The 23,343-nt window shown below is 54.0% G+C and carries 24 protein-coding genes; 16 read left to right on the top strand and 8 right to left on the bottom strand.

From position 1 onward, the window contains the following. The first annotated feature begins 23 nt into the window (after window positions 1–23). From infB to mtr, 9 genes are all read left to right on the top strand, one after another. A complete protein-coding gene (gene infB / locus ACS603_RS10130; RefSeq protein WP_182062630.1) occupies window positions 24–2,714 on the top strand; it encodes a translation initiation factor IF-2 in 2,691 nt (896 codons plus the stop codon). 89 nt (window positions 2,715–2,803) lie between these two features. Continuing rightward, the gene (gene rbfA / locus ACS603_RS10135) at window positions 2,804–3,208 is read left to right on the top strand and encodes a 30S ribosome-binding factor RbfA (RefSeq protein WP_003024988.1); all 405 of its coding nucleotides are present in this window, start codon (window positions 2,804–2,806) and stop codon (window positions 3,206–3,208) included. Beyond that, the gene (truB, locus tag ACS603_RS10140; protein ID WP_315686931.1) at window positions 3,208–4,158 is read left to right on the top strand and encodes a tRNA pseudouridine(55) synthase TruB; all 951 of its coding nucleotides are present in this window, start codon (window positions 3,208–3,210) and stop codon (window positions 4,156–4,158) included. The genes rbfA and truB overlap by 1 nt, the downstream gene beginning before the upstream one ends. Before the next feature lie 155 nt (window positions 4,159–4,313). Continuing rightward, window positions 4,314–4,583 carry a 30S ribosomal protein S15 gene (rpsO, locus tag ACS603_RS10145; protein ID WP_003861789.1) on the top strand — a complete coding sequence of 90 codons (270 nt, stop codon included), beginning with the start codon at window positions 4,314–4,316 and terminating at the stop codon, window positions 4,581–4,583. 242 nt (window positions 4,584–4,825) lie between these two features. Then, entirely contained in the window at window positions 4,826–6,964 is a 2,139-nt protein-coding gene (gene pnp, locus ACS603_RS10150) for a polyribonucleotide nucleotidyltransferase (RefSeq protein ID WP_182062628.1), read from the top strand. Window positions 6,965–7,073: 109 nt separating this feature from the next. After that, complete coding sequence (nlpI, locus tag ACS603_RS10155; RefSeq protein WP_315686930.1) at window positions 7,074–7,958, top strand: lipoprotein NlpI; 885 nt, start codon at window positions 7,074–7,076, stop codon at window positions 7,956–7,958. A 107-nt stretch (window positions 7,959–8,065) separates the two neighbouring features. After that, the gene (yrbN, locus tag ACS603_RS10160; protein ID WP_097397692.1) at window positions 8,066–8,146 is read left to right on the top strand and encodes a protein YrbN; all 81 of its coding nucleotides are present in this window, start codon (window positions 8,066–8,068) and stop codon (window positions 8,144–8,146) included. Further along, a complete protein-coding gene (locus ACS603_RS10165; protein WP_315686929.1) occupies window positions 8,139–10,061 on the top strand; it encodes a DEAD/DEAH family ATP-dependent RNA helicase in 1,923 nt (640 codons plus the stop codon). Before yrbN ends, ACS603_RS10165 begins: the two co-directional genes overlap by 8 nt. A gap of 143 nt (window positions 10,062–10,204) precedes the next feature. Beyond that, window positions 10,205–11,449 carry a tryptophan permease gene (mtr, locus tag ACS603_RS10170; protein WP_474944176.1) on the top strand — a complete coding sequence of 415 codons (1,245 nt, stop codon included), beginning with the start codon at window positions 10,205–10,207 and terminating at the stop codon, window positions 11,447–11,449. Between the two features lie 62 nt (window positions 11,450–11,511). On the opposite strand, the gene ACS603_RS10175 is transcribed toward mtr, so the two are convergent. From ACS603_RS10175 to ubiU, 3 genes are all read right to left on the bottom strand, one after another. Continuing rightward, a complete protein-coding gene (locus ACS603_RS10175) occupies window positions 11,512–12,513 on the bottom strand; it encodes a luciferase-like monooxygenase (protein ID WP_446491577.1) in 1,002 nt (333 codons plus the stop codon). Between the two features lie 78 nt (window positions 12,514–12,591). Next, window positions 12,592–13,470, bottom strand: coding sequence for a U32 family peptidase (locus ACS603_RS10180; RefSeq protein WP_474944177.1), 879 nt, complete (start codon window positions 13,468–13,470; stop codon window positions 12,592–12,594). Between the two features lie 7 nt (window positions 13,471–13,477). Beyond that, window positions 13,478–14,473, bottom strand: coding sequence for a ubiquinone anaerobic biosynthesis protein UbiU (ubiU, locus tag ACS603_RS10185; protein ID WP_182062620.1), 996 nt, complete (start codon window positions 14,471–14,473; stop codon window positions 13,478–13,480). A 220-nt stretch (window positions 14,474–14,693) separates the two neighbouring features. Between ubiU and ubiT the strand changes: the two genes are divergently transcribed. Beyond that, window positions 14,694–15,218 carry a ubiquinone anaerobic biosynthesis accessory factor UbiT gene (gene ubiT, locus ACS603_RS10190; RefSeq protein WP_446491575.1) on the top strand — a complete coding sequence of 175 codons (525 nt, stop codon included), beginning with the start codon at window positions 14,694–14,696 and terminating at the stop codon, window positions 15,216–15,218. Then, complete coding sequence (locus ACS603_RS10195) at window positions 15,212–15,715, top strand: GNAT family N-acetyltransferase (RefSeq protein WP_315686924.1); 504 nt, start codon at window positions 15,212–15,214, stop codon at window positions 15,713–15,715. Before ubiT ends, ACS603_RS10195 begins: the two co-directional genes overlap by 7 nt. Here the strand turns inward: ACS603_RS10195 and ACS603_RS10200 are convergent. After that, window positions 15,702–16,031 carry a GIY-YIG nuclease family protein gene (locus ACS603_RS10200; RefSeq protein WP_315686923.1) on the bottom strand — a complete coding sequence of 110 codons (330 nt, stop codon included), beginning with the start codon at window positions 16,029–16,031 and terminating at the stop codon, window positions 15,702–15,704. The genes ACS603_RS10195 and ACS603_RS10200 overlap by 14 nt on opposite strands. A gap of 14 nt (window positions 16,032–16,045) precedes the next feature. Between ACS603_RS10200 and ACS603_RS10205 the strand changes: the two genes are divergently transcribed. The 3 genes from ACS603_RS10205 to ACS603_RS10215 are packed head-to-tail and all read left to right on the top strand — an operon-like array spanning window position 16,046 to window position 18,196. Next, window positions 16,046–16,474, top strand: a complete 429-nt coding sequence (locus ACS603_RS10205; protein WP_182062612.1) for a YhbP family protein — start codon at window positions 16,046–16,048, stop codon at window positions 16,472–16,474. Between the two features lie 3 nt (window positions 16,475–16,477). After that, window positions 16,478–17,122 (top strand): NAD(P)H-binding protein, encoded by a 645-nt coding sequence (locus ACS603_RS10210; protein ID WP_182062610.1) that lies wholly within the window; start codon window positions 16,478–16,480, stop codon window positions 17,120–17,122. A gap of 36 nt (window positions 17,123–17,158) precedes the next feature. Further along, window positions 17,159–18,196, top strand: a complete 1,038-nt coding sequence (locus ACS603_RS10215; RefSeq protein ID WP_182062608.1) for a permease — start codon at window positions 17,159–17,161, stop codon at window positions 18,194–18,196. Between the two features lie 50 nt (window positions 18,197–18,246). Here ACS603_RS10215 and dolP read toward each other — a convergent pair whose 3' ends face one another. From dolP to ACS603_RS10235, 4 genes are read right to left on the bottom strand one after another with little or no spacing between them, the layout of a single operon-like run. Beyond that, window positions 18,247–18,822: a division/outer membrane stress-associated lipid-binding lipoprotein gene (gene dolP / locus ACS603_RS10220; protein WP_182062606.1), complete on the bottom strand. Its 576-nt coding sequence runs from the start codon at window positions 18,820–18,822 to the stop codon at window positions 18,247–18,249. Between the two features lie 9 nt (window positions 18,823–18,831). Further along, window positions 18,832–19,422, bottom strand: a complete 591-nt coding sequence (gene diaA / locus ACS603_RS10225) for a DnaA initiator-associating protein DiaA (RefSeq protein WP_003861754.1) — start codon at window positions 19,420–19,422, stop codon at window positions 18,832–18,834. Between the two features lie 20 nt (window positions 19,423–19,442). Further along, window positions 19,443–19,838 carry a YraN family protein gene (locus tag ACS603_RS10230; RefSeq protein WP_182062604.1) on the bottom strand — a complete coding sequence of 132 codons (396 nt, stop codon included), beginning with the start codon at window positions 19,836–19,838 and terminating at the stop codon, window positions 19,443–19,445. Then, window positions 19,796–21,970 carry a penicillin-binding protein activator gene (locus tag ACS603_RS10235; protein WP_315686922.1) on the bottom strand — a complete coding sequence of 725 codons (2,175 nt, stop codon included), beginning with the start codon at window positions 21,968–21,970 and terminating at the stop codon, window positions 19,796–19,798. Before ACS603_RS10235 ends, ACS603_RS10230 begins: the two co-directional genes overlap by 43 nt. A 62-nt stretch (window positions 21,971–22,032) precedes the next feature. Here ACS603_RS10235 and rsmI point away from each other — a divergent pair, with 62 nt between their 5' ends. Beyond that, window positions 22,033–22,896, top strand: coding sequence for a 16S rRNA (cytidine(1402)-2'-O)-methyltransferase (rsmI, locus tag ACS603_RS10240; RefSeq protein ID WP_315686921.1), 864 nt, complete (start codon window positions 22,033–22,035; stop codon window positions 22,894–22,896). Between the two features lie 68 nt (window positions 22,897–22,964). After that, complete coding sequence (locus ACS603_RS10245; RefSeq protein WP_474944219.1) at window positions 22,965–23,339, top strand: HTH domain-containing protein; 375 nt, start codon at window positions 22,965–22,967, stop codon at window positions 23,337–23,339. Window positions 23,340–23,343: the final 4 nt, after the last annotated feature.

Here is a 23,343-nt window from a genome sequence, read left to right on the forward strand (position 1 = left end):
AAACTGTAGCAGGAAGGAACAGCATGACTGATGTAACTGTAAAATCGCTGGCTGCCGAGATTCAGACCTCTGTGGACCGCCTGGTACAGCAATTTGCTGATGCAGGGATCCCAAAGTCCGCTGATGACTCGGTGACTGCGACTGAAAAACAAACCTTGTTAGCGCATTTGAACCGTGAACACGGTTCAACGCCTGACAAGCTGACGTTGCAGCGAAAAACCCGCAGCACGTTGAATATCCCAGGTACCGGTGGTAAAAGCAAATCGGTACAAATTGAAGTCCGCAAGACGCGCACCTTTGTAAAACGTGATCCGCAAGAGGCAGAACGCCTTGCCGCGGAAGAGCAGGCACAGCGTGAAGCGGAAGAACAAGCTCAGCGTGAGGCAGAAGCAACTGCCAAACGCGAGGCAGAATTAAAAGCTGAACGTGAGGCCGCAGAAAAAGCGAAACGCGACACAAGTGATAAAGTGAAGCGTGACGCTGCGGAAAAAGACAAAGTGAGCAATCAACAGACCGACGAAATGACCAAAACTGCCCAGGCTGAAAAAGCCCGCCGTGAAAATGAAGCAGCCGATCTGAAGCGTAAAGCGGAAGAAGAAGCACGCCGTAAGCTGGAAGAAGAAGCTCGCCGCGTGGCTGAAGAAGCGCGCCGCATGGCAGAAGAAAATGAGAAGAATGGTGTGAATACCGCTGAGCCGACTGAAGACACCAGCGATTATCACGTGACCACTTCTCAGCACGCGCGTCAGGCTGAAGACGACAACGACCGTGAAGTTGAAGGCGGTCGTGGCCGTGGCCGTAATACTAAAGCTGCGCGCCCAGCGAAAAAAGGCAACAAACACGCCGAGTCTAAAGCTGACCGTGAAGAAGCCCGTGCGGCCATTCGCGGTGGTAAAGGCGGCAAACAACGTAAAGGTTCTTCACTGCAACAGGGCTTCCAGAAGCCAGCTCAGGCTGTTAACCGTGACGTTGTGATTGGCGAAACCATCACTGTTGGCGATCTGGCTAACAAAATGGCGGTTAAAGGCTCTCAGGTCATCAAAGCGATGATGAAACTGGGCGCAATGGCTACCATCAACCAGGTTATCGACCAGGAAACTGCACAGCTGGTTGCAGAAGAGATGGGCCATAAAGTTATCCTGCGCCGTGAAAACGAGCTGGAAGAAGCAGTAATGAGCGACCGTGACACTGGCGCTGCGGCAGAACCGCGTGCACCAGTAGTGACCATCATGGGTCACGTTGACCACGGTAAAACCTCTCTGCTTGACTACATTCGTTCGACGAAAGTGGCATCCGGTGAAGCGGGTGGTATTACCCAGCACATCGGTGCATACCACGTAGAAACTGATAACGGCATGATCACCTTCCTGGATACCCCAGGCCACGCCGCGTTTACCTCAATGCGTGCTCGTGGTGCTCAGGCAACGGATATCGTTGTTCTGGTTGTTGCAGCAGACGATGGCGTGATGCCACAGACCATTGAAGCTATCCAGCACGCGAAAGCGGCGCAGGTGCCTCTGGTTGTTGCAGTGAACAAAATTGATAAGCCAGAAGCTGACCTGGATCGCGTTAAGAACGAACTGTCTCAGTACGGCGTTATGCCGGAAGAGTGGGGCGGCGAAGCGCAGTTCATTCCTGTATCGGCAAAAGCGGGTACCGGTATCGACGACCTGCTGAACGCTATCCTGCTCCAGGCTGAAGTTCTGGAACTGAAAGCGATCCGTAATGGTATGGCGAGCGGCGCGGTAATCGAATCCTTCCTGGATAAAGGTCGTGGTCCGGTTGCAACGGTTCTGGTTCGTGAAGGTACGCTGAACAAAGGCGACATCGTTCTGTGTGGTTTCGAATACGGCCGCGTGCGTGCGATGCGTAACGAACTGGGTCAGGAAGTGCTGGAAGCGGGTCCATCCATTCCAGTGGAAATCCTGGGTCTGTCCGGTGTACCGGCTGCGGGTGATGAAGTCACCGTAGTTCGTGACGAGAAGAAAGCGCGTGAAGTTGCACTGTATCGTCAGGGCAAATTCCGTGAAGTTAAACTGGCTCGTCAGCAGAAATCTAAACTCGAGAACATGTTTGCCAACATGACCGAAGGCGAAGTTCACGAAGTGAACATCGTTCTGAAAGCAGACGTTCAGGGTTCTGTGGAAGCGATCTCCGACTCCTTGCTGAAACTGTCTACTGACGAAGTGAAAGTGAAGATCATCGGTTCTGGTGTAGGTGGTATCACCGAAACTGACGCAACCCTGGCTGCTGCATCTAACGCAATTCTGGTTGGTTTCAACGTTCGTGCTGACGCGTCTGCGCGTAAAGTTATTGAATCCGAAAGCCTGGATCTGCGCTACTACTCCGTCATCTATAACCTGATCGACGAAGTGAAAGCCGCAATGAGCGGGATGCTGTCTCCTGAGCTGAAACAGCAGATCATCGGTCTGGCTGAAGTTCGTGACGTGTTCAAATCACCGAAATTCGGTGCGATCGCGGGCTGTATGGTTACCGAAGGTAACATCAAGCGTCACAACCCAATCCGCGTTCTGCGTGACAACGTGGTTATCTACGAAGGCGAGCTGGAATCCCTGCGCCGCTTCAAAGATGACGTTAACGAAGTCCGTAACGGCATGGAATGTGGTATCGGCGTGAAGAACTACAACGACGTTCGCGTTGGCGATATGATCGAAGTGTTCGAGATCATCGAAATTCAGCGTACCATTGCGTAACGATCGAGAGTAAGCCGGGATCGCCTCGCGCCACCCGGCAATAATTTTAAAAAGGGGCTTTAGCCCCTTTTTTGTCTGGAGAATTTATTATGGCGAAAGAATTTGGTCGCCCACAGCGCGTCGCGCAGGAAATGCAGAAAGAGATCGCACTCATTCTGCAACGTGAAATTAAAGACCCACGCGTGGGTATGATGACCACCGTGTCTGGTGTGGAAATGTCCCGCGACCTGGCCTACGCCAAGGTATTCGTGACTTTCCTGAACGATCAGGACGAAGCCGCAGTTAAAAACGGCATCAAAGCATTGCAGGAAGCCTCTGGCTTCATCCGCTCTCTGCTGGGTAAGGCAATGCGCCTGCGCATCGTGCCAGAACTGACCTTCTTCTACGACAACTCACTGGTCGAAGGTATGCGTATGTCCAACCTGGTGACCAGCGTGGTGAAGCATGACGATGAACGTCGTGTGAACCCTGCGGACGACAGCAAGGAGGACTGATGAGTCGTCCTCGTCGTCGCGGTCGCGATGTGCATGGTGTGTTACTGCTGGATAAACCGCAAGGCGCCTCCAGCAACGACGTATTGCAAAAGGTTAAGCGTATTTTTAACGCTAACCGCGCGGGGCACACTGGTGCATTGGATCCTCTGGCGACCGGAATGTTGCCGGTTTGCCTGGGGGAAGCAACCAAGTTTTCCCAGTATCTGCTTGATTCCGATAAGCGCTATCGCGTGATCGCAAAGCTTGGCCAGCGTACGGACACATCCGATGCGGATGGTCAGGTTGTTGAAGAGCGCCCTGTAACTTTCAGTGCAGAGCAACTCGATGCCGCGCTGGAAAGTTTCCGTGGCGACACGATGCAGGTGCCGTCGATGTATTCGGCGCTGAAGTATCAGGGCAAGAAGCTCTACGAATATGCACGCCAGGGCATTGATGTCCCGCGTGAAGCTCGTCCGATTACCGTGTATGAACTGCTTTTCATTCGTCACGAAGGCGACGAACTGGAGCTGGAAGTTCACTGCTCGAAAGGCACTTATATTCGTACCATCATCGACGATCTGGGCGAAAAGCTGGGCTGTGGTGCGCATGTGATTTACCTGCGTCGCCTTGCTGTCAGCAAATACCCTGTTGAACGTATGGTGACCCTTGAGCATCTTCGCGCATTGGTTGAGCAGGCGGAAGCACAGGGAGTTTCTCCTGCGGATTTGCTTGATCCACTGTTAATGCCGATGGACAGCCCGGCTGCAGATTTCCCGGTTGTAAATCTGCCGTTAACCTCTTCCGTTTATTTTAAAAATGGTAACCCTGTTCGCACCACCGAGGCACCACTGGAAGGCCTGGTCCGTGTAACTGAAGGCGATGACGGTAAGTTTATCGGCATGGGTGAAATGGATGGCGAAGGGCGTGTCGCGCCGCGCCGTCTGGTGGTTGAATACCCGGTTGAAGGCTAACGGTGATAACGTCTCACCTTGCGATAAACAGGGGAGACGAGTAGAATATCGCCGCTTAACGATCTGCAAATTGTTTAACAATCTGCTGGTCGTACACTGGGATTGCTGAATTAGAGATCGGCATCCTTACATTCTTTATATTTTGGAGTTTGAAAATGTCTCTAAGCGTTGAAGCTAAAGCTAAAATCGTTTCTGAGTTTGGTCGTGGTACTAACGACAGCGGTTCTACCGAAGTTCAGGTTGCACTGCTGACTGCACAGATTAACCACCTGCAGGGTCACTTTGCAGAGCACAAAAAAGATCACCACAGCCGTCGTGGTCTGCTGCGCATGGTTTCTCAGCGTCGTAAACTGCTCGACTACCTGAAACGTAAAGATGTTGCACGCTACACCGCGCTGATCGAGCGTCTGGGTCTGCGTCGCTAAGTCTTGCGAGTTTCAGAAAAGGGGGCCTGATGGCCCCTTTTTTCAACCAGACGGCAGCAATTCACTGGAAACTATTGTATTGTTGCTATAAATGATCTTCATTGCAGAGGTTCGCGCGGCTAATGAGAGGCTTCACCCATGGGGGTGTCGGTTGTCATTAGTCGCGAGGATGCGAAGAAGATCGGGTTAAATCGTCAGCACGCCGGTGGTGTGCTGTCAAACATCTAAGAAAGGACAGAACTTTGCTGAATCCGATCGTTCGTAAATTCCAGTATGGCCAACACACCGTCACGCTGGAAACCGGCATGATGGCGCGTCAGGCTACTGCTGCCGTAATGGTAAGCATGGATGACACCGCAGTCTTCGTGACTGTTGTTGGCCAGAAAAAAGCAAAACCAGGTCAGGACTTCTTCCCGCTGACCGTTAACTACCAGGAGCGTACTTACGCTGCCGGTAAAATTCCAGGCGGCTTCTTCCGTCGCGAAGGCCGTCCAAGCGAAGGCGAAACCCTGATTGCGCGTCTGATTGACCGCCCGGTTCGTCCGCTGTTCCCGGAAGGCTTCGTAAACGAAGTTCAGGTTATTGCGACCGTTGTTTCCGTTAACCCGCAGGTTAACCCGGATATCGTGGCAATGATCGGTGCATCCGCTGCCCTGTCTCTGTCTGGTATTCCATTCAATGGCCCAATCGGTTCCGCGCGCGTTGGCTACATCAACGACCAGTACGTACTGAACCCAACCCAGGAAGAGCTGAAAGAGAGTAAGCTGGACCTGGTTGTTGCGGGTACTGAAGCCGCTGTTCTGATGGTTGAGTCCGAAGCAGAATTGCTGAGCGAAGACCAGATGCTGGGTGCCGTGGTATTTGGCCACGAGCAGCAGCAGATTGTTATCCAGAACATCAACGACCTGGTGAAAGAAGCCGGTAAACCACGTTGGGACTGGCAGCCAGAAGCCGTAAACGACGCGCTGAATGCACGCGTTGCTGCACTGGCGGGCGCACGTCTGAGCGATGCATACCGCATCACCGACAAACAAGAGCGTTACGCGCAGATTGATGTCATCAAATCTGAAACCATTGCTACGCTGGTTGCTGAAGATGAATCTCTGGACGCTAACGAGCTGAGCGAAATTCTGCACGCAATCGAGAAAAATGCTGTTCGTAGCCGCGTACTGGCAGGCGAGCCGCGTATCGATGGTCGTGAGAAAGACATGATCCGCGGTCTGGACGTTCGTACTGGCGTACTGCCACGTACTCACGGTTCTGCACTGTTCACCCGTGGCGAAACTCAGGCGCTGGTTACTGCGACCCTGGGTACTGCGCGTGACGCACAGAACATCGACGAACTGATGGGCGAGCGTACTGACAGCTTCCTGTTCCACTATAACTTCCCTCCGTACTCCGTAGGTGAAACCGGTATGGTTGGTTCGCCGAAGCGTCGTGAAATTGGTCACGGTCGTCTGGCGAAGCGCGGCGTGCTGGCTGTGATGCCAGAAGCGGATAAATTCCCATACACCGTGCGTGTGGTTTCTGAAATCACCGAATCCAACGGTTCTTCATCCATGGCTTCCGTGTGTGGTGCATCTCTGGCGTTGATGGATGCAGGCGTGCCAATCAAAGCTGCTGTTGCGGGTATCGCAATGGGTCTGGTGAAAGAAGGCGACAACTTTGTTGTACTGTCTGACATTCTGGGCGACGAAGACCACCTGGGCGATATGGACTTCAAAGTTGCGGGTTCCCGCGACGGTATCTCTGCACTGCAGATGGATATCAAAATTGAAGGTATCACCAAAGAGATCATGCAGGTTGCTCTGAATCAGGCTAAAGGTGCGCGTCTGCACATCCTGGGCGTGATGGAACAGGCGATTAACGCGCCGCGTGGCGACATTTCTCAGTTCGCTCCACGTATCCACACCATCAAGATCAATCCAGACAAGATCAAAGATGTTATCGGTAAGGGCGGTTCTGTTATCCGTGCTCTGACCGAAGAAACTGGCACCACCATCGAAATCGAAGATGACGGTACCGTGAAGATTGCTGCAACCGATGGCGAGAAAGCGAAATTCGCTATTCGTCGTATCGAAGAAATTACTGCAGAAATCGAAGTGGGCCGTATCTACGCTGGTAAAGTGACCCGTATCGTTGACTTTGGCGCATTCGTTGCCATCGGTGGCGGTAAAGAAGGTCTGGTTCACATCTCTCAGATCGCTGACAAGCGCGTAGAGAAAGTGACGGATTACCTGCAAATGGGTCAGGAAGTACCGGTTAAAGTTCTGGAAGTTGACCGCCAGGGCCGTATCCGTCTGAGCATTAAAGAAGCCACCGAGCAGTCTCAGCCTGCAGCTGCGCCAGAAGCGCCGGCAGCAGAACAGCAAGGCGAGTAAGGTTGCCATTTGCCCTCCGCTTTGCGGAGGGCTTATTATCAGGCAGGACGCCTTGTTAAGCCGCCGGGGGACAGGACGTTCATCCAATAGTTGTCTTCGGGAGTGGGAAATGAAGCCTTTTTTGCGCTGGTGTTTCGTTGCGACAGCTTTAACGCTGGCAGGATGCAGCAACTCTTCCTGGCGTAAGAGCGAAGTCCTCGCAGTGCCATTGCAACCGACTTTGCAACAGGAAGTGATTCTGGCACGCATGGAACAAATTCTTGCCAGTCGGGCTTTAACCGATGATGAACGCGCACAGCTTTTATATGAGCGCGGAGTGTTGTATGATAGTCTCGGTCTGAGGGCATTAGCGCGAAATGATTTTTCACAAGCGCTGGCAATTCGACCTGATATGCCTGAAGTTTTCAATTATTTAGGCATATATTTAACGCAGGCAGGCAATTTTGATGCTGCCTATGAAGCGTTTGATTCTGTACTTGAGCTTGATCCAACTTATAACTACGCGCACTTGAATCGCGGTATCGCATTGTACTACGGCGGTCGTGATAAGTTAGCGCAAGATGATCTGCTGGCGTTTTATCATGACGATCCTAATGATCCTTTCCGTAGCCTGTGGCTTTATATCGTTGAGCAGAAGCTCAATGAAAAACAGGCAAAAGACGCGTTACAACAACGCTTCGACAAGTCGGACAAGGAACAATGGGGATGGAATATTGTCGAGTTCTACCTGGGTAACATTAGCGAAGCAACGCTGATGGAAAGACTCAAGGCAGACGCAACGGATAACACCTCGCTCGCTGAGCATCTCAGTGAAACCAACTTCTATTTAGGTAAGTACTACCTAAGTCTGGGGGATAAGGACAGCGCTACGGCACTGTTCAAATTAGCGGTTGCTAACAACGTACACAACTTCGTTGAGCACCGTTATGCATTGTTGGAATTATCGCTCTTGGGCCAGGAGCAAGACGACCTGGCAGAATCGGACCAGCAATAGCTGACGACATAAACATCAGCCCGTAATCTTTTGATTGCCATCACCTTAACTGGTGAGGGCGTTGTTGTTCGTCAATACACCTACTTTGAGCCGGTTCACACTTTTCAATGAAAATTGCTAATCATTTTCACGATGAGCTAAGTAGACTGGCCGCCATTAATATCGAGGCACTTGTACTACATGGCTGAATTCGAAACCACTTTTGCAGATCTGGGCCTGAAGGCTCCTATCCTTGAAGCCCTTAACGATCTGGGTTACGAAAAACCATCTCCGATCCAGGCAGAATGTATCCCACATCTGCTCTCTGGTCGTGACGTGCTGGGCATGGCCCAGACTGGTAGCGGTAAAACTGCGGCATTCTCGCTGCCGCTGCTGAACAACATCGATCCGGACCTGCGCGCACCGCAGATCCTCGTCCTGGCTCCGACCCGTGAACTGGCTGTTCAGGTTGCTGAAGCAATGACGGAATTCTCTAAACATATGCGCGGCGTAAACGTGGTAGCCCTGTACGGCGGCCAGCGTTATGACGTGCAGTTACGCGCCCTGCGCCAGGGTCCTCAGATTGTCGTCGGTACGCCGGGTCGTCTGCTGGATCACCTGAAGCGCGGTACTCTGGACCTCTCTAAACTGAGTGGTCTGGTACTGGATGAAGCAGATGAAATGCTGCGTATGGGCTTCATCGAAGACGTAGAAACCATTATGGCGCAGATCCCGGAAGGTCATCAGACCGCTCTGTTCTCTGCAACAATGCCAGAAGCAATCCGTCGCATTACCCGTCGTTTCATGAAAGATCCGCAGGAAGTGCGTATTCAGTCCAGCGTAACCACTCGCCCGGACATCAGCCAGAGCTACTGGTCTGTGTACGGTATGCGCAAAAACGAAGCGCTGGTACGCTTCCTGGAAGCAGAAGATTTTGATGCGGCGATCATCTTCGTTCGTACCAAAAACGCGACTCTGGAAGTGGCTGAAGCTCTGGAACGTAGCGGCTACAACAGCGCAGCGCTGAACGGCGACATGAACCAGGCCCTGCGTGAGCAGACTCTGGAGCGTCTGAAAGACGGTCGTCTGGATATCCTGATTGCAACCGACGTGGCAGCACGTGGTCTGGACGTTGAACGTATCAGCCTGGTTGTTAACTATGATATCCCAATGGATTCCGAGTCTTACGTTCACCGTATCGGTCGTACCGGTCGTGCGGGTCGTGCGGGTCGTGCGCTGCTGTTCGTTGAGAACCGTGAACGCCGTCTGCTGCGTAACATTGAACGCACCATGAAGCTGACTATTCCAGAAGCTGAGCTGCCAAACGCAGACCTGCTGGGCAAACGCCGTCTGGAAAAATTCGCCGCGAAAGTACAGCAGCAGCTGGAAAGCAGCGATCTGGACCAGTACCGTGCACTGCTGGCGCAGATTCAGCCAACCGCTGAAGGCGAAGAGCTGGATATCGAGTCACTGGCTGCTGCGCTGCTGAAAATGGCACAGGGCGAGCGTTCTCTGATTGTTCCACCAGATGCACCGATGCGTCCTAAGCGTGAATTCCGCGACCGTGACGAGCGTTTCGAACGTCGTGGCGACCGTAACGATCGTAATGACCGTGGTCCGCGTGCTGACCGCCCAGAGCGTGGTGGCGAAGACCGTCCACGTCGTGAGCGTCGTGACGCAGGCGAAATGGAACTGTATCGCATTGAAGTGGGTCGTGATGATGGCGTTGAAGTACGTCATATCGTTGGCGCGATCGCTAACGAAGGCGACATCAGCAGCCGTTACATCGGTAACATCAAGCTGTTCGGTTCTCACTCTACTATCGAGCTGCCAAAAGGTATGCCGGGCGAAGTATTGCAGCACTTTACTCGTACTCGCATCCTGAACAAGCCGATGAACATGCAGTTGATGGGTGATGCTCAGCCGCGTGAGCGTAGCGAACGTCGTGGTGGTGATCGTCCATCTGGCGAACGTCGTAGCTTCGGTGGCGGTGAGCGTCGTGAAGGCGGTCGTCCTCCTCGTCGTGAAGGTGGTGCGCCAGGCGCAGGTCGCTTCAGCGGCGAACGTCGTGAAAGCCGTGGTCCACGTCGCGATGAAGGTTCCAGCCGTCGCCGTGACGCGTAAACCTTACGCTTCTGACGTAAAGTAAAATATACAGCCCCGATAGCATCTATCGGGGCTTTTTTTATTTCCTTTGTACTCTTGTACTGGTACAGTGCAGCGCATTAAAATGCAGGACCAACATTTTTAACTGGAGACATGGCTGTATGGCGACACTAACCACCACACAAACATCACCTTCGCTGTTAGGCGGCGTAGTGATTATCGGCGGAACCATCATTGGTGCGGGGATGTTCTCGCTGCCGGTGGTCATGTCCGGTGCGTGGTTCTTCTGGTCGCTGGCGGCGCTGGTCTTCACCTGGTTCTGTATGCTGCATTCCGGGCTGATGATCCTCGAAGCGAACCTGAATTACCGTATTGGTTCCAGTTTCGACACCATCACTAAAGATCTGCTCGGGAAAGGCTGGAACATTGTGAATGGTATTTCCATCGCGTTCGTGCTCTATATTCTGACCTACGCATACATTTCTGCGAGCGGTTCGATTTTGCATCACACCTTCTCGGAGATGTCCCTGAACGTCCCGGCACGTCTGGCAGGGCTGTGCTTTGCGCTGGGCGTGGCGTTTATTGTCTGGTTAAGCACCAAAGCAGTAAGTCGCATGACGGCGATTGTGCTGGGCGCAAAGGTGATTACCTTCTTCCTGACCTTCGGCAGCCTGCTCGGGCACGTTACCCCGACTACGCTCTTTAACGTGGCAGAAGCCAATACTTCCTATACGCCGTACCTGTTGATGACCCTGCCGTTCTGTCTGGCGTCATTTGGCTACCACGGTAACGTACCGAGCCTGATGAAGTACTACGGTAAAGATCCGCGCACCATTGTGAAGTGCCTGGTCTACGGCACGTTGCTGGCGCTGGGGTTGTATGTGATTTGGCTGCTGGGAACGATGGGGAATATCCCGCGTCAGGAATTTATTGGGATTGCTCAGAAGGGCGGAAACATTGATGTGCTGGTTCAGGCACTGAGCGGTGTGCTGAACAGCCGAAGCCTGGATCTCCTGCTGGTAGTGTTCTCCAACTTTGCGGTAGCGAGCTCGTTCCTTGGCGTGACGTTAGGCCTGTTCGATTATCTGGCGGATTTGTTTGGCTTTGATGATTCTGCGATGGGGCGCTTCAAAACCGCGTTGCTGACCTTCCTGCCGCCGATTGTGGGCGGCCTGCTGTGGCCGAACGGTTTCCTGTACGCCATTGGCTATGCGGGGCTGGCGGCGACCATCTGGGCGGCAATTGTTCCCGCGCTGTTGGCGCGTAAATCACGTAAGCGCTTCGGTAGCCCAACATTCCGCGTCTGGGGCGGCAAGCCGATGATTGCGCTGATTCTGGTGTTTGGTGTCGGCAACGCGCTGGTGCATGTGCTGTCGAGCTTTAACCTGTTGCCGGTGTATCAGTAAACGCCTCTTTTCACCCTCTCCTGTGGGAGAGGGCTGGGGTGAGGGCAACGAAACGCACTCCTCTACATTTCCTCTTTCACCTGCATTGCCAGCTCAAACGAGTGCAAACGCGCCTGGTGATCGAAAATCTGCCCGTTAACCATAATCTCATCCGCCTGTGTCTCGCGCAGCACCGCTTCCAGCCCGTGACGCACCTTCGCTTTATCACCCACCAGAGACATACTCAGCGCCTGCTGTACGCCATACTGCTCGGAAGCAGACCACAACTGGTGCATATTCTCCACCGGTGGTGGCAGCTGGCCCGTTTCACCGCGACGCAGTTTCACAAATGCCTGCTGCATAGAGGTAAACAGGAATTCTGCATCGCGGTTACTGTCGGCCGCAATGATGTTGATACACACCATCGCGTACGGTTTTTCCAGCCGTTCAGACGGTTTGAAGTTCGTACGGTAGAGATGCAGTGCCTGGTGCAGCATATCGGGTGCAAAGTGTGAGGCAAATGCAAACGGCAGGCCGAGCTGTGCTGCCAACTGAGCACTATACAGGCTCGACCCCAGCAGCCATACCGGGATCTTTTCGCCGTAGCCCGGCACAGGGCGCACGTGCGGGTTCGGATCGCGCGCATCGAACCAGTCCACCAGCTCAGCAACATCACGCGGGAAGTTATCAATGTCACCACTCATATGGCGGCGAAGTGCGCGCATGGTCGGCTGGTCGCTGCCAGGCGCGCGGCCAAGCCCTAAATCAATTCGGCCGGGATAGAGAGTATTCAGCGTGCCAAACTGCTCGGCAATCACCAGCGGGGCATGGTTAGGCAGCATTACGCCGCCGGAACCAAGGTGCAGAGTCGTGGTGTTCGCTGCCAGATAACCAATCAGCACTGAGGTGGCAGCGCTGGCGATACCAACCATATTGTGATGCTCAGCCAGCCAGTAGCGGTGATAGCCGCGTTTTTCGGCCAGTTGAGCAAGAGCAAGTGAGTGCGAAAAGGCTTCTCTCGCGGAGGCACCTTGAGGGATCGGTGCCAGGTCCAGCACCGAAAATGGAATGGTTTTAGCGGTCATAGCAGCTCACTTTGTCGACGGTCAGTCTTTAATACTGCATCAAAGTTTAGTAACCGTTGTTAACAAAGTGAGCCTTTTTTAGGCCTGAAGTTCCAGGCCGGCGAGACGCTTCCAGTAACCATTGCAGTCACTATTAGCGGTAAGCGGCAGCGGAGACGAACCATTTTCGTTAGCGCGGAAGGCATCCAGCATCGCAAACACGTTGGTATCCAGCGGAGATAAGCGCACCATGTCCACCAGCCCGTTCATCGATGCCAGTTCGTTGCCGAGGTTGTAAACATAGCCACTCATGGTCTGAATACCGTTCAGGACAAAGACCTGCTGATTTTCCTGCGACAGCACACTGCGTCCGTTTGGATATTTGATGCAGCAGGTTTCGCATTCGTCTTTCGGGCGGTCTTCAGAGCGCGCGGTAAAACAACGCGCAGAGTAGGCCAGCGGCAGGTGGCCATAGCTCAACACTTCCACGTCGAACTGGTTACGGATACCCAGCTCTTCGCACTGTGTCAGCAGGTTTGCCAGCCAGTCGCGGGAGAGTTCGACCGGCATGCACCAGCGCGTCATTCCTTGTTTCAGCAGCAGACGCAGCGTGACGGCGTTATAGCAGTTCAGGGCATGTCCGGCGACAAACGGCAGTTTGCGTTCGGCGCACATGTTCACCACGCCAAGATCGCTTGCCTCTATCAGAAAATCACCGTTTTCCACATAGCGTTTCAGCTCGCCCAGTTCGGATGAGGCCTGAACCAACGCCAGGGTTGAGAGCACAATCTGCTTGCCGCTTCCCGCCAGGCTTTTGGCCATATCAAGCCAGTCACCCACTTTTGTTGCCCGGCGCTTGCTGCATACTGCCTCGCCGAGGTAAATCACATCGGCGCTGCTTGTCGCCGCCTGCTGGTAGAAATCTTCCAGTGTCTCTTTTGACCAGTAGTAAAGCACAGGCCCTAATGAATATTTCATGGTCTTCTCACTGCCATTTACGGTGATACGCGCCCAGCGTAGTTTGCGTGCCTTCGGACATTGAACCGAGCGTGTCCATCCAGGCGGGTTGCGGCGCATAGTTTTGTGGGTCTGCCATGCAGCGATCGATGGCCTGACGCCAGACTTTCGCTACCTGGCTCACATAGGCAGGGCTACGCTGGCGACCTTCGATTTTCACGGAAGCAATGTTTGCCGCCAGCAGTTCCGGCAGCAGCTCCAGCGTATTGAGGCTGGTGGGTTCTTCCAGTGCATGATAGCGCTCGCCATCGACCAGATAACGGCCTTTGCACAGCGTCGGGTAGCCTGCGTTTTCGCCGTCCTGATAACGGTCGATCAGCACTTCATTCAGGCGGGATTCCAGCCCTTGCGGCGTTTGCTGCCAGCGAACAAAGCGGGCAGGGGAACAGGCCCCCACAGTGTTCGGGGATTCACCGGTTAAATATGAGGAGAGATAGCAACGTCCTTCCGCCATGATGCACAGGCTGCCGAACGCAAAAACTTCCAGCGGAACTGGCGTGACGCGAGCGAGTTGCTTAACCTGATGAATAGAGAGCACACGCGGCAGTACCACGCGGGCCACGTCAAAATGGCGATGGTAAAAGCGAACGGCTTCTTCGTTGGTGGCGGATGCCTGAACAGAGACATGACGCTCAATATGCGGATAACGTTCTGCTGCATACTCAAGCATAGCGAGGTCGGCCAGGATCAGCGCATCGGCCCCTAGCTGTGCCGCCATGTCCACTGCGCGTTGCCAACGGGCGTAGCCATCAGGATGGGCAAAGGTATTGATAGCAATATGTAGCTTGCGGCGGTGCTGGTGGACGAAGTTAACGGCTTCCTGAAGCTTTTTCTCCGTAAAGTTGAGGCCAGCAAAATGGCGGGCGTTGGTATCATCTTTCAGCCCGATATAAACCGCATCGGCACCATTTTCGATGGCCGCCTTAAGCGCCGGAAGGTTTCCGGCAGGGCAGAGCAGCTCCATAATTTGTCCTGATAATCTCGATCTTGGCGATCGCAAAATTGTTAACGAACTGGGATTTTAATTAACCCATACGCGACAATTTTTGATTTAAGGCAGCTAATGGCGTATTGATGACACCAATAATGGCTCACGCCGGACGACGGTTTGTTGATTTACGCCGCTATGTTGGCCTCAGGATATGGCAAAATAACAGGACTATAGATTTCAGGGAGTAAAGCTCGTGCTGGATAAACTGCGTTCACGCCTCGTACAATTTGGTCCATCAATGCTGAGCGTGCCGGTAAAACTGACGCCATTCGCGCTGAAACGCCAGGTTCTGGAACAAGTACTGAGCTGGCAATTCCGCCAGGCGTTACAGGAAGGTGAGCTGGAATTCCTTGATGGCCGCTGGTTGAGTATTGAAGTCCGCGATATCGGGCTGCGCTGGTTTACTTCGGTAGAGAATGATCAGCTGATTGTTCGGGAATCTGCTGAGGCAGACGTAAGCTTTAGCGCTAACGCCAGCGATCTGCTGATGATCGTCGCGCGTAAGCAAGATCCTGACACACTCTTCTTCCAGCGTCGTCTGGTTATCGAAGGGGATACAGAGCTTGGCCTGTACGTGAAAAATTTGATGGATGCCATTGAACTGGAGCAGATGCCGAAAGCGCTGCGCGTGGTTCTGTTGCAAATGGCTGATTTTGTAGAGGCCGGGCTGAAAACCCCGCCTGAAAGTAAACACACTTCAGTAGGTGAGCCATGCTGATTCGAGTTGAAATTGGGATTGATGCACCGGGTATCGATGGGTTATTACGCCGTTCTTTTGCGAGCGATGCCGAAGCCCGACTGGTCCACGATCTCCGCGAAGATGGCCTGATCACCCTGGGTCTGGTTGCCACCGATGATGAAGGTCAGGTTGTCGGTTATGTGGCATTCAGCCCGGTGACGGTTCAGGGTGAGGAGCTTCAGTGGGTGGGAATGGCACCGCTGGCGGTAGACGAAAGCTACCGTGGCCAGGGCGTTGCCCGTCAACTGGTCTATGAAGGACTGGATTCGCTGAATGAGTTCGGTTATGCCGCCGTTGTCACGCTGGGTGATCCTGCGTTCTATGGTCGTTTAGGTTTTGAACAGGCGGCGCATTACGATCTGCGCTGTCGCTGGCCGGGCACCGAGTCTGCGTTCCAGCTTCACCGCCTGGCAGATGATGCCCTGAATGGCGTAAACGGACTGGTGGAATACCACGACCATTTCAATCGCTTTTAATCAGGCTCTCACGTAGCGCCTCAAAGTACCCGTCTCCGGTGACGAGGCGCTCTTTCTGGCGCTTCGTCAGCTGCTTGATGCGGTATTCCAGCCTGAGCGCCAGCGAACGATCGCCCACGTGAGCCGAAAAGACCAGCCGCAATTCCCCTTTCCCGCGTAGCGCTTTTGCCCCTTTCCCCGATTGATGTTCCAGGAAACGCCGCTCCACATCCGTGGTTATCCCGGTATAGAGTGCGTTATCAGCGGTGCGGACAAGATAAAGAAACCAGGACACAGTAAACAGATTCAGTATGTTAAGGTGAACGCACCTTAGCATGAGAGACAAGAAAAATGGAAACACTGACGGCCATTAACCGTTGGCTGGCGAAACAACATGTCGTCACCTGGTGTGTTTATGATGACGGTGAAATGTGGTGTGCGAATGCGTTCTACTACTACGATCCTGAGCGCGTGGCCTTCTACGTCTTAAGTGAAGATAAAACACGTCATGCGCAGATGACAGGCCAGCTGGCGAAGGTCGCTGGTACGGTTAACGGCCAGCCGAAAACGGTCGCTTTGATCCGTGGCGTCCAGTTCAAAGGTGAGATCCGTCGTCTTGATGGTGAAGAGAGCGACGCGCAACGCGGGCGCTACAATCGTCGTTTTCCTGTCGCCATTGCGCTTAAAGCGCCGGTGTGGGAAATCCGCCTTGATGAACTAAAATTTACAGATAACACACTGGGGTTTGGTAAAAAGATCCACTGGCTGCGTCAGGAGTAAGGTATGAGTCAGGTACTAATTACAGGTGCGACCGGGCTGGTGGGTGGGTATCTGCTGCGTATGCTGATTCAGGAGCGAAAAGTGAACTACATCGCCGCCCCGACGCGTCGTCCGCTTGCCGCCATGCCCGGTGTTTTTAATCCTCATGCGCCGAAACTGAGCGATGCACTGGCTCATGTGTGCGACCCAATTGATATCGCCTTTTGTTGTCTGGGCACGACCCGCCGTGAAGCGGGCAGTAAAACGGCGTTTGTTCACGCTGACTACGCGCTGGTTGTGGATACCGCACTCAGGGCGAAAAGGCTCGGGGCCAAACATCTGGTGGTCGTCAGTTCGATGGGGGCAAACGCAAACTCGCCATTCTTTTACAACAAAGTGAAAGGAAAAATGGAAGCCGCGCTGATTGCGCAGAAATGGGAACATCTGACGATTGTTCGCCCCTCCATGCTGCTGGGGCACCGCGACAAGCGTCGTTTTAACGAGTCGATTTTTGCGCCTTTGTTTCGGATCCTTCCCGGTAACTGGAAATCAATTCATGCGCGTGATGTCGCACGTGCAATGCTGAAAGAGGCGCTGTCGCCATCGCAGGAGGGCGTTAACATTATCCCATCGGCAAAATTACGTGAACTTGCGCGAGGTGAGGCGTAGTATCTTCGGGCTTATTAACACTCCCTGGGGAATGCTATGACTGGTCAGTCTTCATCTCAGGCGGCTACGCCATTTCAATGGTGGAAACCCGCTCTCTTCTTTCTCGTTGTTATCGTTGGTCTTTGGTATGTGAAGTGGCAGCCCTATTACGGAAAAGCATTCACTGCCGCCGAAACGCACAGTATCGGCAAATCCATTCTTGCTCAGGCTGATTCCAGCCCGCTTCAGGCGGCGTGGGATTACGCGATGGTCTATTTCCTTGCCGTCTGGAAAGCTGCAGTGTTGGGTGTGCTCTTAGGCTCACTGATTCAGGTGCTTATCCCGCGTAACTGGCTGGTGAAAACCTTAGGGCAGCCGCGTTTTCAGGGCACGCTTCTGGGGACGATATTCTCTTTGCCTGGCATGATGTGTTCTTGCTGCGCAGCGCCTGTCGCGGCCGGAATGCGCCGCCAGCGCGTTTCAATGGGCGGTGCACTGGCATTCTGGATGGGTAACCCGTTGCTGAACCCGGCTACACTGGTGTTCATGGGGTTTGTCCTCGGCTGGCATTTTGCGTTTATCCGCCTTGTTGCAGGGTTATTGACGGTGCTGGTGGTCGCAACGCTTGTGCAGAACCTGGTGAAAGACAAGACCGTTGAGCCTGTGTCTGTGGACGTGACCATCGCCGAGCCACAGGGCAGCTTCTTTGCGCGTTGGGGCAAAGCACTTTGGCAGCTGTTCTGGAGCACTATCCCGGTGTATATCCTGGCGGTTCTGGTGCTTGGGGCTGCGCGGGTTTGGCTATTCCCTCATGCGGATGGTGCTATCGATAACTCGATGCTGTGGGTGATTGCGATGGCCATTGCAGGCTGTCTGTTTGTTATCCCTACGGCCGCTGAAATCCCGATTGTTCAGACGATGATGCTGGCTGGCATGGGGACTGCTCCGGCGCTGGCGCTGCTTATCACCTTGCCTGCGATCAGCCTGCCGTCGCTTATCATGCTGCGTAAGTCATTCCCGGCCAAAGCCCTGTGGCTGACTGCGGGTCTGGTGGCATTGAGTGGAGTGATTGTGGGCAGTATTGCGCTGATATAAAAAAAGCCCGGTAGCGCTGGCGCTTACCGGGCCTACAGTCAGGTGTGTGGTTATTTGATGTAGGTAAACGCGGTGGTGACGTGTTTCACGCCGCTTACCCGGCTGGCGATATCGGCAGCCGCTTTCCCTTCACGGTCGGTGACCAGGCCCAGCAGGAACACTTCGCCGTTTTCGGTGGTGACTTTCACGTTGGAAGATTTCACCTGGTCAGTACCCAGTAACTGAGAACGGACTTTGGTGGTGATCCAGGTATCGGACGATGCGTCTCCAAGACCAATCGGCTGACCCTGACGCACTTCGTTAAAGACTTCCGTCGTACCCTCTACACCCATCGCGATCTGTTTGGCGCGGGAGGCGAGTTCCATATTCGGTGCCTGGCCTGCCAGTAGTACTTTGCCCTGATACGCCGTTACGTTGATGCGCGCTTCTTTCTTAATCTGTTCGTCTTTCGACAGTGCGCTGTTTACGCGCAGTTCCAGTGTACCGTCATCAACCTGAGTACCCACGGAGCGAGGATCGGTTGCTGCCTTTGTACCAACGGCTGCGGTACCCACAACAGCCGCAGCAATACATCCCTGAAGTAGCAGTGCAGACATCAGGACTGCGAGGGTCGATAAAGCCTTCATGAATACTCCTTAATCATCCTGGTGAGGGAAAAGCGTGTTATCGATCAGATCGCATAAGCAATTCACCGTTAGCATGTGCATTTCCTGAATGCGTGCGCTGCGATGAGAAGGAATGCGAATTTCCACATCCTGCGGCCCCAGAAGGCCTGCCAGCTCACCGCCGTCATAACCCGTTAACGCCACGATAGTCATATCGCGGGTGACAGCTGCTTCAACGGCTTTGACGATGTCGCGGCTGTTACCACGCGTGGAGATAGCCAACAGAACATCTCCGGCGTGACCCAGGGCGCGCACTTGCTTCGCGTAAATTTCGTCATGCAGACGATCGTTAGCAATCGCTGTTAAGACCACATTATCGGTGTTTAGTGCAATGGCAGGTAAACTAGGTCGTTCTGTTTCAAAGCGATTTATCATGCTGGCAGCAAAATGCTGTGCGTTGGCGGCCGATGTGCCATTGCCACAACAGAGGATTTTGTTGCCATTAAGCAGGGACTGTACCAGCGTCATCGCTGCGCGAGAAATCGCGTCCGGGAGGGCTTCCGCCGCTGCAATCTGAGTCTGAATGCTTTCTGTGAAGCACACTTTAATTCTTTCGAGCACGTTATCCCTTTAAATCGTATTCAGGTGTCTTCGCCAAACGCGTTTTTCAGCCACTCAATGTCGTTTCCGGTGAAGGCTACCACATCGAACCGGCAATCCACAGTATCAAAGCTCCCATTATGGCGGGCAAGCCACAAGAGGGCTGTCTGTAATAATTTTTGTTGTTTGGCGGGCGTCACGCTGGCGGCAGCCCCGCCAAATTGCGATGACTGCCTGAAGCGTACTTCGACAAACACGGTCGTTTGACCGTCTTTCATAATAAGGTCGATTTCGCCGCCCCGTCCGCGAACGTTGGCGGCGATAAAGCGCAGTCCCTTGCCTTCAAGCCAGCGACGCGCTTTGATTTCCCACGCGTCACCGGTCTGTTTACGGCTTAACTGGCCGGGACGACCTGCCCCTGCTGGTATTTGAGCCATGATAACTTCCTGTTAATCACGCAGTCCTGAGTGGCGGTCAAATCGCCGGTGTTGCCGTTGAGTTCGAACCCTGGCACCTGGCGCATCTGAGTAAAGTGGTTTGCCAGCGCCCATGCATCAACACCCATGGCATACAGGCGTGCCAGAGAGTAGTCGTTACGCACGGCGCCCAGCGCCTGCTGCATCAGTGCCGGGTTACTGCCCGCCAGCATTGGAATTTCGCTGTATTGCAGGCCTTCCATTTCCAGACGGAAATCTGGGCCAGCCGTGCCTTGTGCGCTGCGAGAGCTTGCGTACAGTGTTGCACCGCTCTGGCTGCCGTTACGCATGGCGATCATCGGTTTGATGAACGCGATCTCTTCCGGGGTCGCGACGATGTAAGCAGCATCAACTTTACCGCCACCGCTGATTTGCGCATCGGTCGGTGGGGCAGGAATGTTCAAGCCACCAATGGTGACACCCTGCTGTTGTGGCAGGCTTGCCGAAACCGGGCTGCCGCTGAGCGAAATGCCCGCACCGCCGTTGACACCGCCTCTCAGCTCAGACACTGAGCCAAACTTCTGCTGTAAAACAATGCCACCGCCCAGTTTCTGCCACTCTTGTGCGAATGCAGTCGCTACGCGGTCACCCAGCGTGCTGCGCGGAATGAGCAGCAGTGGCGCTTGTTTACCCTGCTCGTGAATATGGCGCGCCGCATCACGGGCTTCATCTTCCGGAGAGAGAGCGAAGTAACAGATATTCGCACGATTCTGAACTTGCTCTGGCTGGTTAAGCGCCAGGACGTTCAGGGTGGTATTGCTTTTCATCAGCTCATCGACGTTGTTTTTCAGCAATGGGCCAACCACGATGCTGGCACCGTCCTGCTGAACCTGCGCCAGAACCTGATCGAGCGGCTGTGAGCTGGTGTCGTAGATTTTCAGCTCTGCACCCGGATTTGCGCCGGTTGTCGCCACAGCCTGAGGCTGTGCTGCCGGTTGTTGGGCAGGCTGTGTCGTCTGAGGTTGTTCAGTCGCCTGCGGCTGTGCAGTTGTTGCAGGTGCTGCCTGAGTGGCAGGTGCAGCCTGCGTTGCCGCTGGTGTCTGTACCGGCGCCGCTGCTGGTGTAGTCGCGGCTGGCGTTGTTGGCGCCGTGACCGGGTTTTGCAGAGTTCCCTGGGCTGGCGTTTGTGCTGTCGTCAGGTCGCTGGTTTCCGCAGCGGAAGGGCTGACCACGGTGTTGACGTTAGCAGCCTGCGCGGCTTGCTCTGGCACGGCATTGCCTGCAACGGCAGTTGTGCCGTTTTTCGCCGCTTCAAAACCCTGCTGGATCGCGCGACTGAATACCGCCGCCTGGCCGTTTAACGGCAGCAGCAGGGCGATTTTGCTGGTGGACGCAGGTTTAAAGTTCTGCACGTTAACCAGCTGCGTTGGCAGCATTTTCGCACCAGGGTTTTGCGGGTAGCGAGTCTGCCAGTCGGTAATACCGGCTTTCAGCATGTTCGGATCGTTGCGGTTGTTAAACCACATCTGTTGCAGATCCAGCCAGCCCTGCAATACGTTTTCGTCGGCGTTGATCACCAACTGCTGCGCTTGTTCCTGCGTCATTGAGGAGAGCGCCTGCCAGGTGGCATCGATATTTTTTTGTTTGTCGGCAGCGCTAAGCAGTGGCTCCTGGGCAATCAGTGCGCGGAGCAGCGGCAGGGAAGCACGGCCCTGTTCTGCGGTGATACCTGCTTGCCAGAAACGAGCCTGCTGGTTTTTATCCAGCGCGCTGACGTCGATGTCGCCGAGGATCTTTTTGGCGGCCGCATAATCTTTCTGTGCCACTTTCAGCTCTGCTGAAAGCAATACCTGCTCACGACGCTGCGTGTCGTTAAGATCTTGCGGCAGCTGGTTGAACAGATCGGCGGCCTGCTGGGTTTTATCTTCTTTCAGCAGTGCACGAATGGCGAGTAATTGCCAGTTGGTCTTGGTATCATTTGAGCTCTGCGACATTTGTTGCAGATAAAAGCCAGAATCAGCCTGCGCGGATCCCTGCATATGGGCAGCGCTTTGATCGGGTGCCTGGGTGCCACAGCCTGCAAAGATCAGGGCTGCCAGCAGCAGAGGCACGCTGCGCGCGGCTTTTGTTCGAAGAAACGTTAACGGTACCATACTGTATCCAGTGATTTTTTTTACGCAATGCTCAATATTAAATCGGCAATACGGACTAAACAATGAAACAACACGAAACGGCAGATAATTCTCAAGGCCAGCTTTATATTGTACCTACTCCTATCGGGAATTTGTCTGATATTACCCAACGTGCCCTCACTGTATTACAAGCCGTTGATTTAATTGCTGCTGAAGATACCCGCCATACCGGTTTACTGCTGCAACACTTCGCCATTAACGCCCGAATGTTTGCCCTGCACGATCACAATGAGCAACAAAAAGCTGACACGCTGGTGGCGAAACTGAAAGAGGGGCAGAACATCGCCCTGGTGTCCGATGCCGGAACACCGCTGATTAACGATCCTGGCTACCATCTGGTGCGTACCTGTCGTGAAGCGGGTATTCGCGTTGTACCATTGCCGGGACCGTGCGCCGCGATTGCCGCATTGAGTGCGGCGGGTTTGCCGTCCGATCGTTTTTGCTATGAAGGCTTCCTGCCGGCGAAATCAAAAGGCCGCCGCGACGTGCTAAAAGATCTGGAAACCGAACCGCGCACGCTGATTTTCTATGAATCTACCCACCGTTTACTGGAAAGCCTGGACGATATGGTCACCGTCTGGGGTGAAGCCCGCTACGTGGTGCTGGCGCGTGAGCTGACGAAAACCTGGGAAACCATCCACGGTGCCCCTGTTGGCGAGCTGCTGGCGTGGGTAAAAGAAGACGAAAACCGTCGTAAAGGCGAGATGGTACTGATTGTTGAAGGCCACAAAGCAGAAGATGACGCACTGCCTGCTGATGCCATCCGCACCCTGACGCTGCTGCAAAGCGAGCTGCCACTCAAGAAAGCGGCTGCGCTGGCGGCGGAAATTCACGGCGTGAAGAAAAATGCGTTGTATAAGTATGCGCTGGAGCAGCAGGGAGAGTAAACGCATGAGCCGCTATCAGCCTCCATTTACTATCACACCATCGATTCTCAATCAGGTTGTTGAGATTGGTGAACTGCTGGGGCATTGGGCGGATCTGGCAGACGCTGATTCATTTCCAGCAAGAGTGCTATTACCAGATTTTAGGGCAATGTGATCGGTTGAGTGATTGCACTGCTTTCGTCGAGTTTATGTTGCACAACATGGCAGAAGCTCTGCGCGAAGGAATCGCGGCACCGACGATTATGTCGGAAAAAATGTCGGAAAAGGAGACCGCTATCCTTGAGCTCCTTACTGTTCAACCGCAGATGACCGCTGCAATGCTGGCATCCGTGCTGGGCGTGACTTCCCGTACCGTGGAACGTTATCTGAGAAACTTGCAATCGAAAGGTAAATTAAAACCCCTTGAGGCAAGGAAAGGAGGAAGCTGGCAGGTTATAGCTTGACCTG

It is taken from the genome of Enterobacter sp. Li2LvB3 (assembly GCF_056156645.1).

What these genes read in the sequence shown, in the direction of transcription:
- dolP (WP_182062606.1), bottom strand. Translation starts at nt 18,822, where the DNA reads ATGAAGGCTTTATCGACCCTCGCAGTCCTGATGTCTGCACTGCTACTT.
- ACS603_RS10195 (WP_315686924.1), top strand. Translation starts at nt 15,212, where the DNA reads ATGCTGATTCGAGTTGAAATTGGGATTGATGCACCGGGTATCGATGGG.
- infB (WP_182062630.1), top strand. Translation starts at nt 24, where the DNA reads ATGACTGATGTAACTGTAAAATCGCTGGCTGCCGAGATTCAGACCTCT.
- ACS603_RS10165 (WP_315686929.1), top strand. Translation starts at nt 8,139, where the DNA reads ATGGCTGAATTCGAAACCACTTTTGCAGATCTGGGCCTGAAGGCTCCT.
- mtr (WP_474944176.1), top strand. Translation starts at nt 10,205, where the DNA reads ATGGCGACACTAACCACCACACAAACATCACCTTCGCTGTTAGGCGGC.
- ubiU (WP_182062620.1), bottom strand. Translation starts at nt 14,473, where the DNA reads ATGGAGCTGCTCTGCCCTGCCGGAAACCTTCCGGCGCTTAAGGCGGCC.
- ACS603_RS10235 (WP_315686922.1), bottom strand. Translation starts at nt 21,970, where the DNA reads ATGGTACCGTTAACGTTTCTTCGAACAAAAGCCGCGCGCAGCGTGCCT.
- rbfA (WP_003024988.1), top strand. Translation starts at nt 2,804, where the DNA reads ATGGCGAAAGAATTTGGTCGCCCACAGCGCGTCGCGCAGGAAATGCAG.
- ACS603_RS10205 (WP_182062612.1), top strand. Translation starts at nt 16,046, where the DNA reads ATGGAAACACTGACGGCCATTAACCGTTGGCTGGCGAAACAACATGTC.
- ACS603_RS10175 (WP_446491577.1), bottom strand. Translation starts at nt 12,513, where the DNA reads ATGACCGCTAAAACCATTCCATTTTCGGTGCTGGACCTGGCACCGATC.
- yrbN (WP_097397692.1), top strand. Translation starts at nt 8,066, where the DNA reads ATGAAAATTGCTAATCATTTTCACGATGAGCTAAGTAGACTGGCCGCC.
- ACS603_RS10215 (WP_182062608.1), top strand. Translation starts at nt 17,159, where the DNA reads ATGACTGGTCAGTCTTCATCTCAGGCGGCTACGCCATTTCAATGGTGG.
- ACS603_RS10230 (WP_182062604.1), bottom strand. Translation starts at nt 19,838, where the DNA reads ATGGCTCAAATACCAGCAGGGGCAGGTCGTCCCGGCCAGTTAAGCCGT.
- nlpI (WP_315686930.1), top strand. Translation starts at nt 7,074, where the DNA reads ATGAAGCCTTTTTTGCGCTGGTGTTTCGTTGCGACAGCTTTAACGCTG.
- rpsO (WP_003861789.1), top strand. Translation starts at nt 4,314, where the DNA reads ATGTCTCTAAGCGTTGAAGCTAAAGCTAAAATCGTTTCTGAGTTTGGT.
- truB (WP_315686931.1), top strand. Translation starts at nt 3,208, where the DNA reads ATGAGTCGTCCTCGTCGTCGCGGTCGCGATGTGCATGGTGTGTTACTG.
- ACS603_RS10210 (WP_182062610.1), top strand. Translation starts at nt 16,478, where the DNA reads ATGAGTCAGGTACTAATTACAGGTGCGACCGGGCTGGTGGGTGGGTAT.
- ACS603_RS10180 (WP_474944177.1), bottom strand. Translation starts at nt 13,470, where the DNA reads ATGAAATATTCATTAGGGCCTGTGCTTTACTACTGGTCAAAAGAGACA.
- rsmI (WP_315686921.1), top strand. Translation starts at nt 22,033, where the DNA reads ATGAAACAACACGAAACGGCAGATAATTCTCAAGGCCAGCTTTATATT.
- ACS603_RS10200 (WP_315686923.1), bottom strand. Translation starts at nt 16,031, where the DNA reads ATGCTAAGGTGCGTTCACCTTAACATACTGAATCTGTTTACTGTGTCC.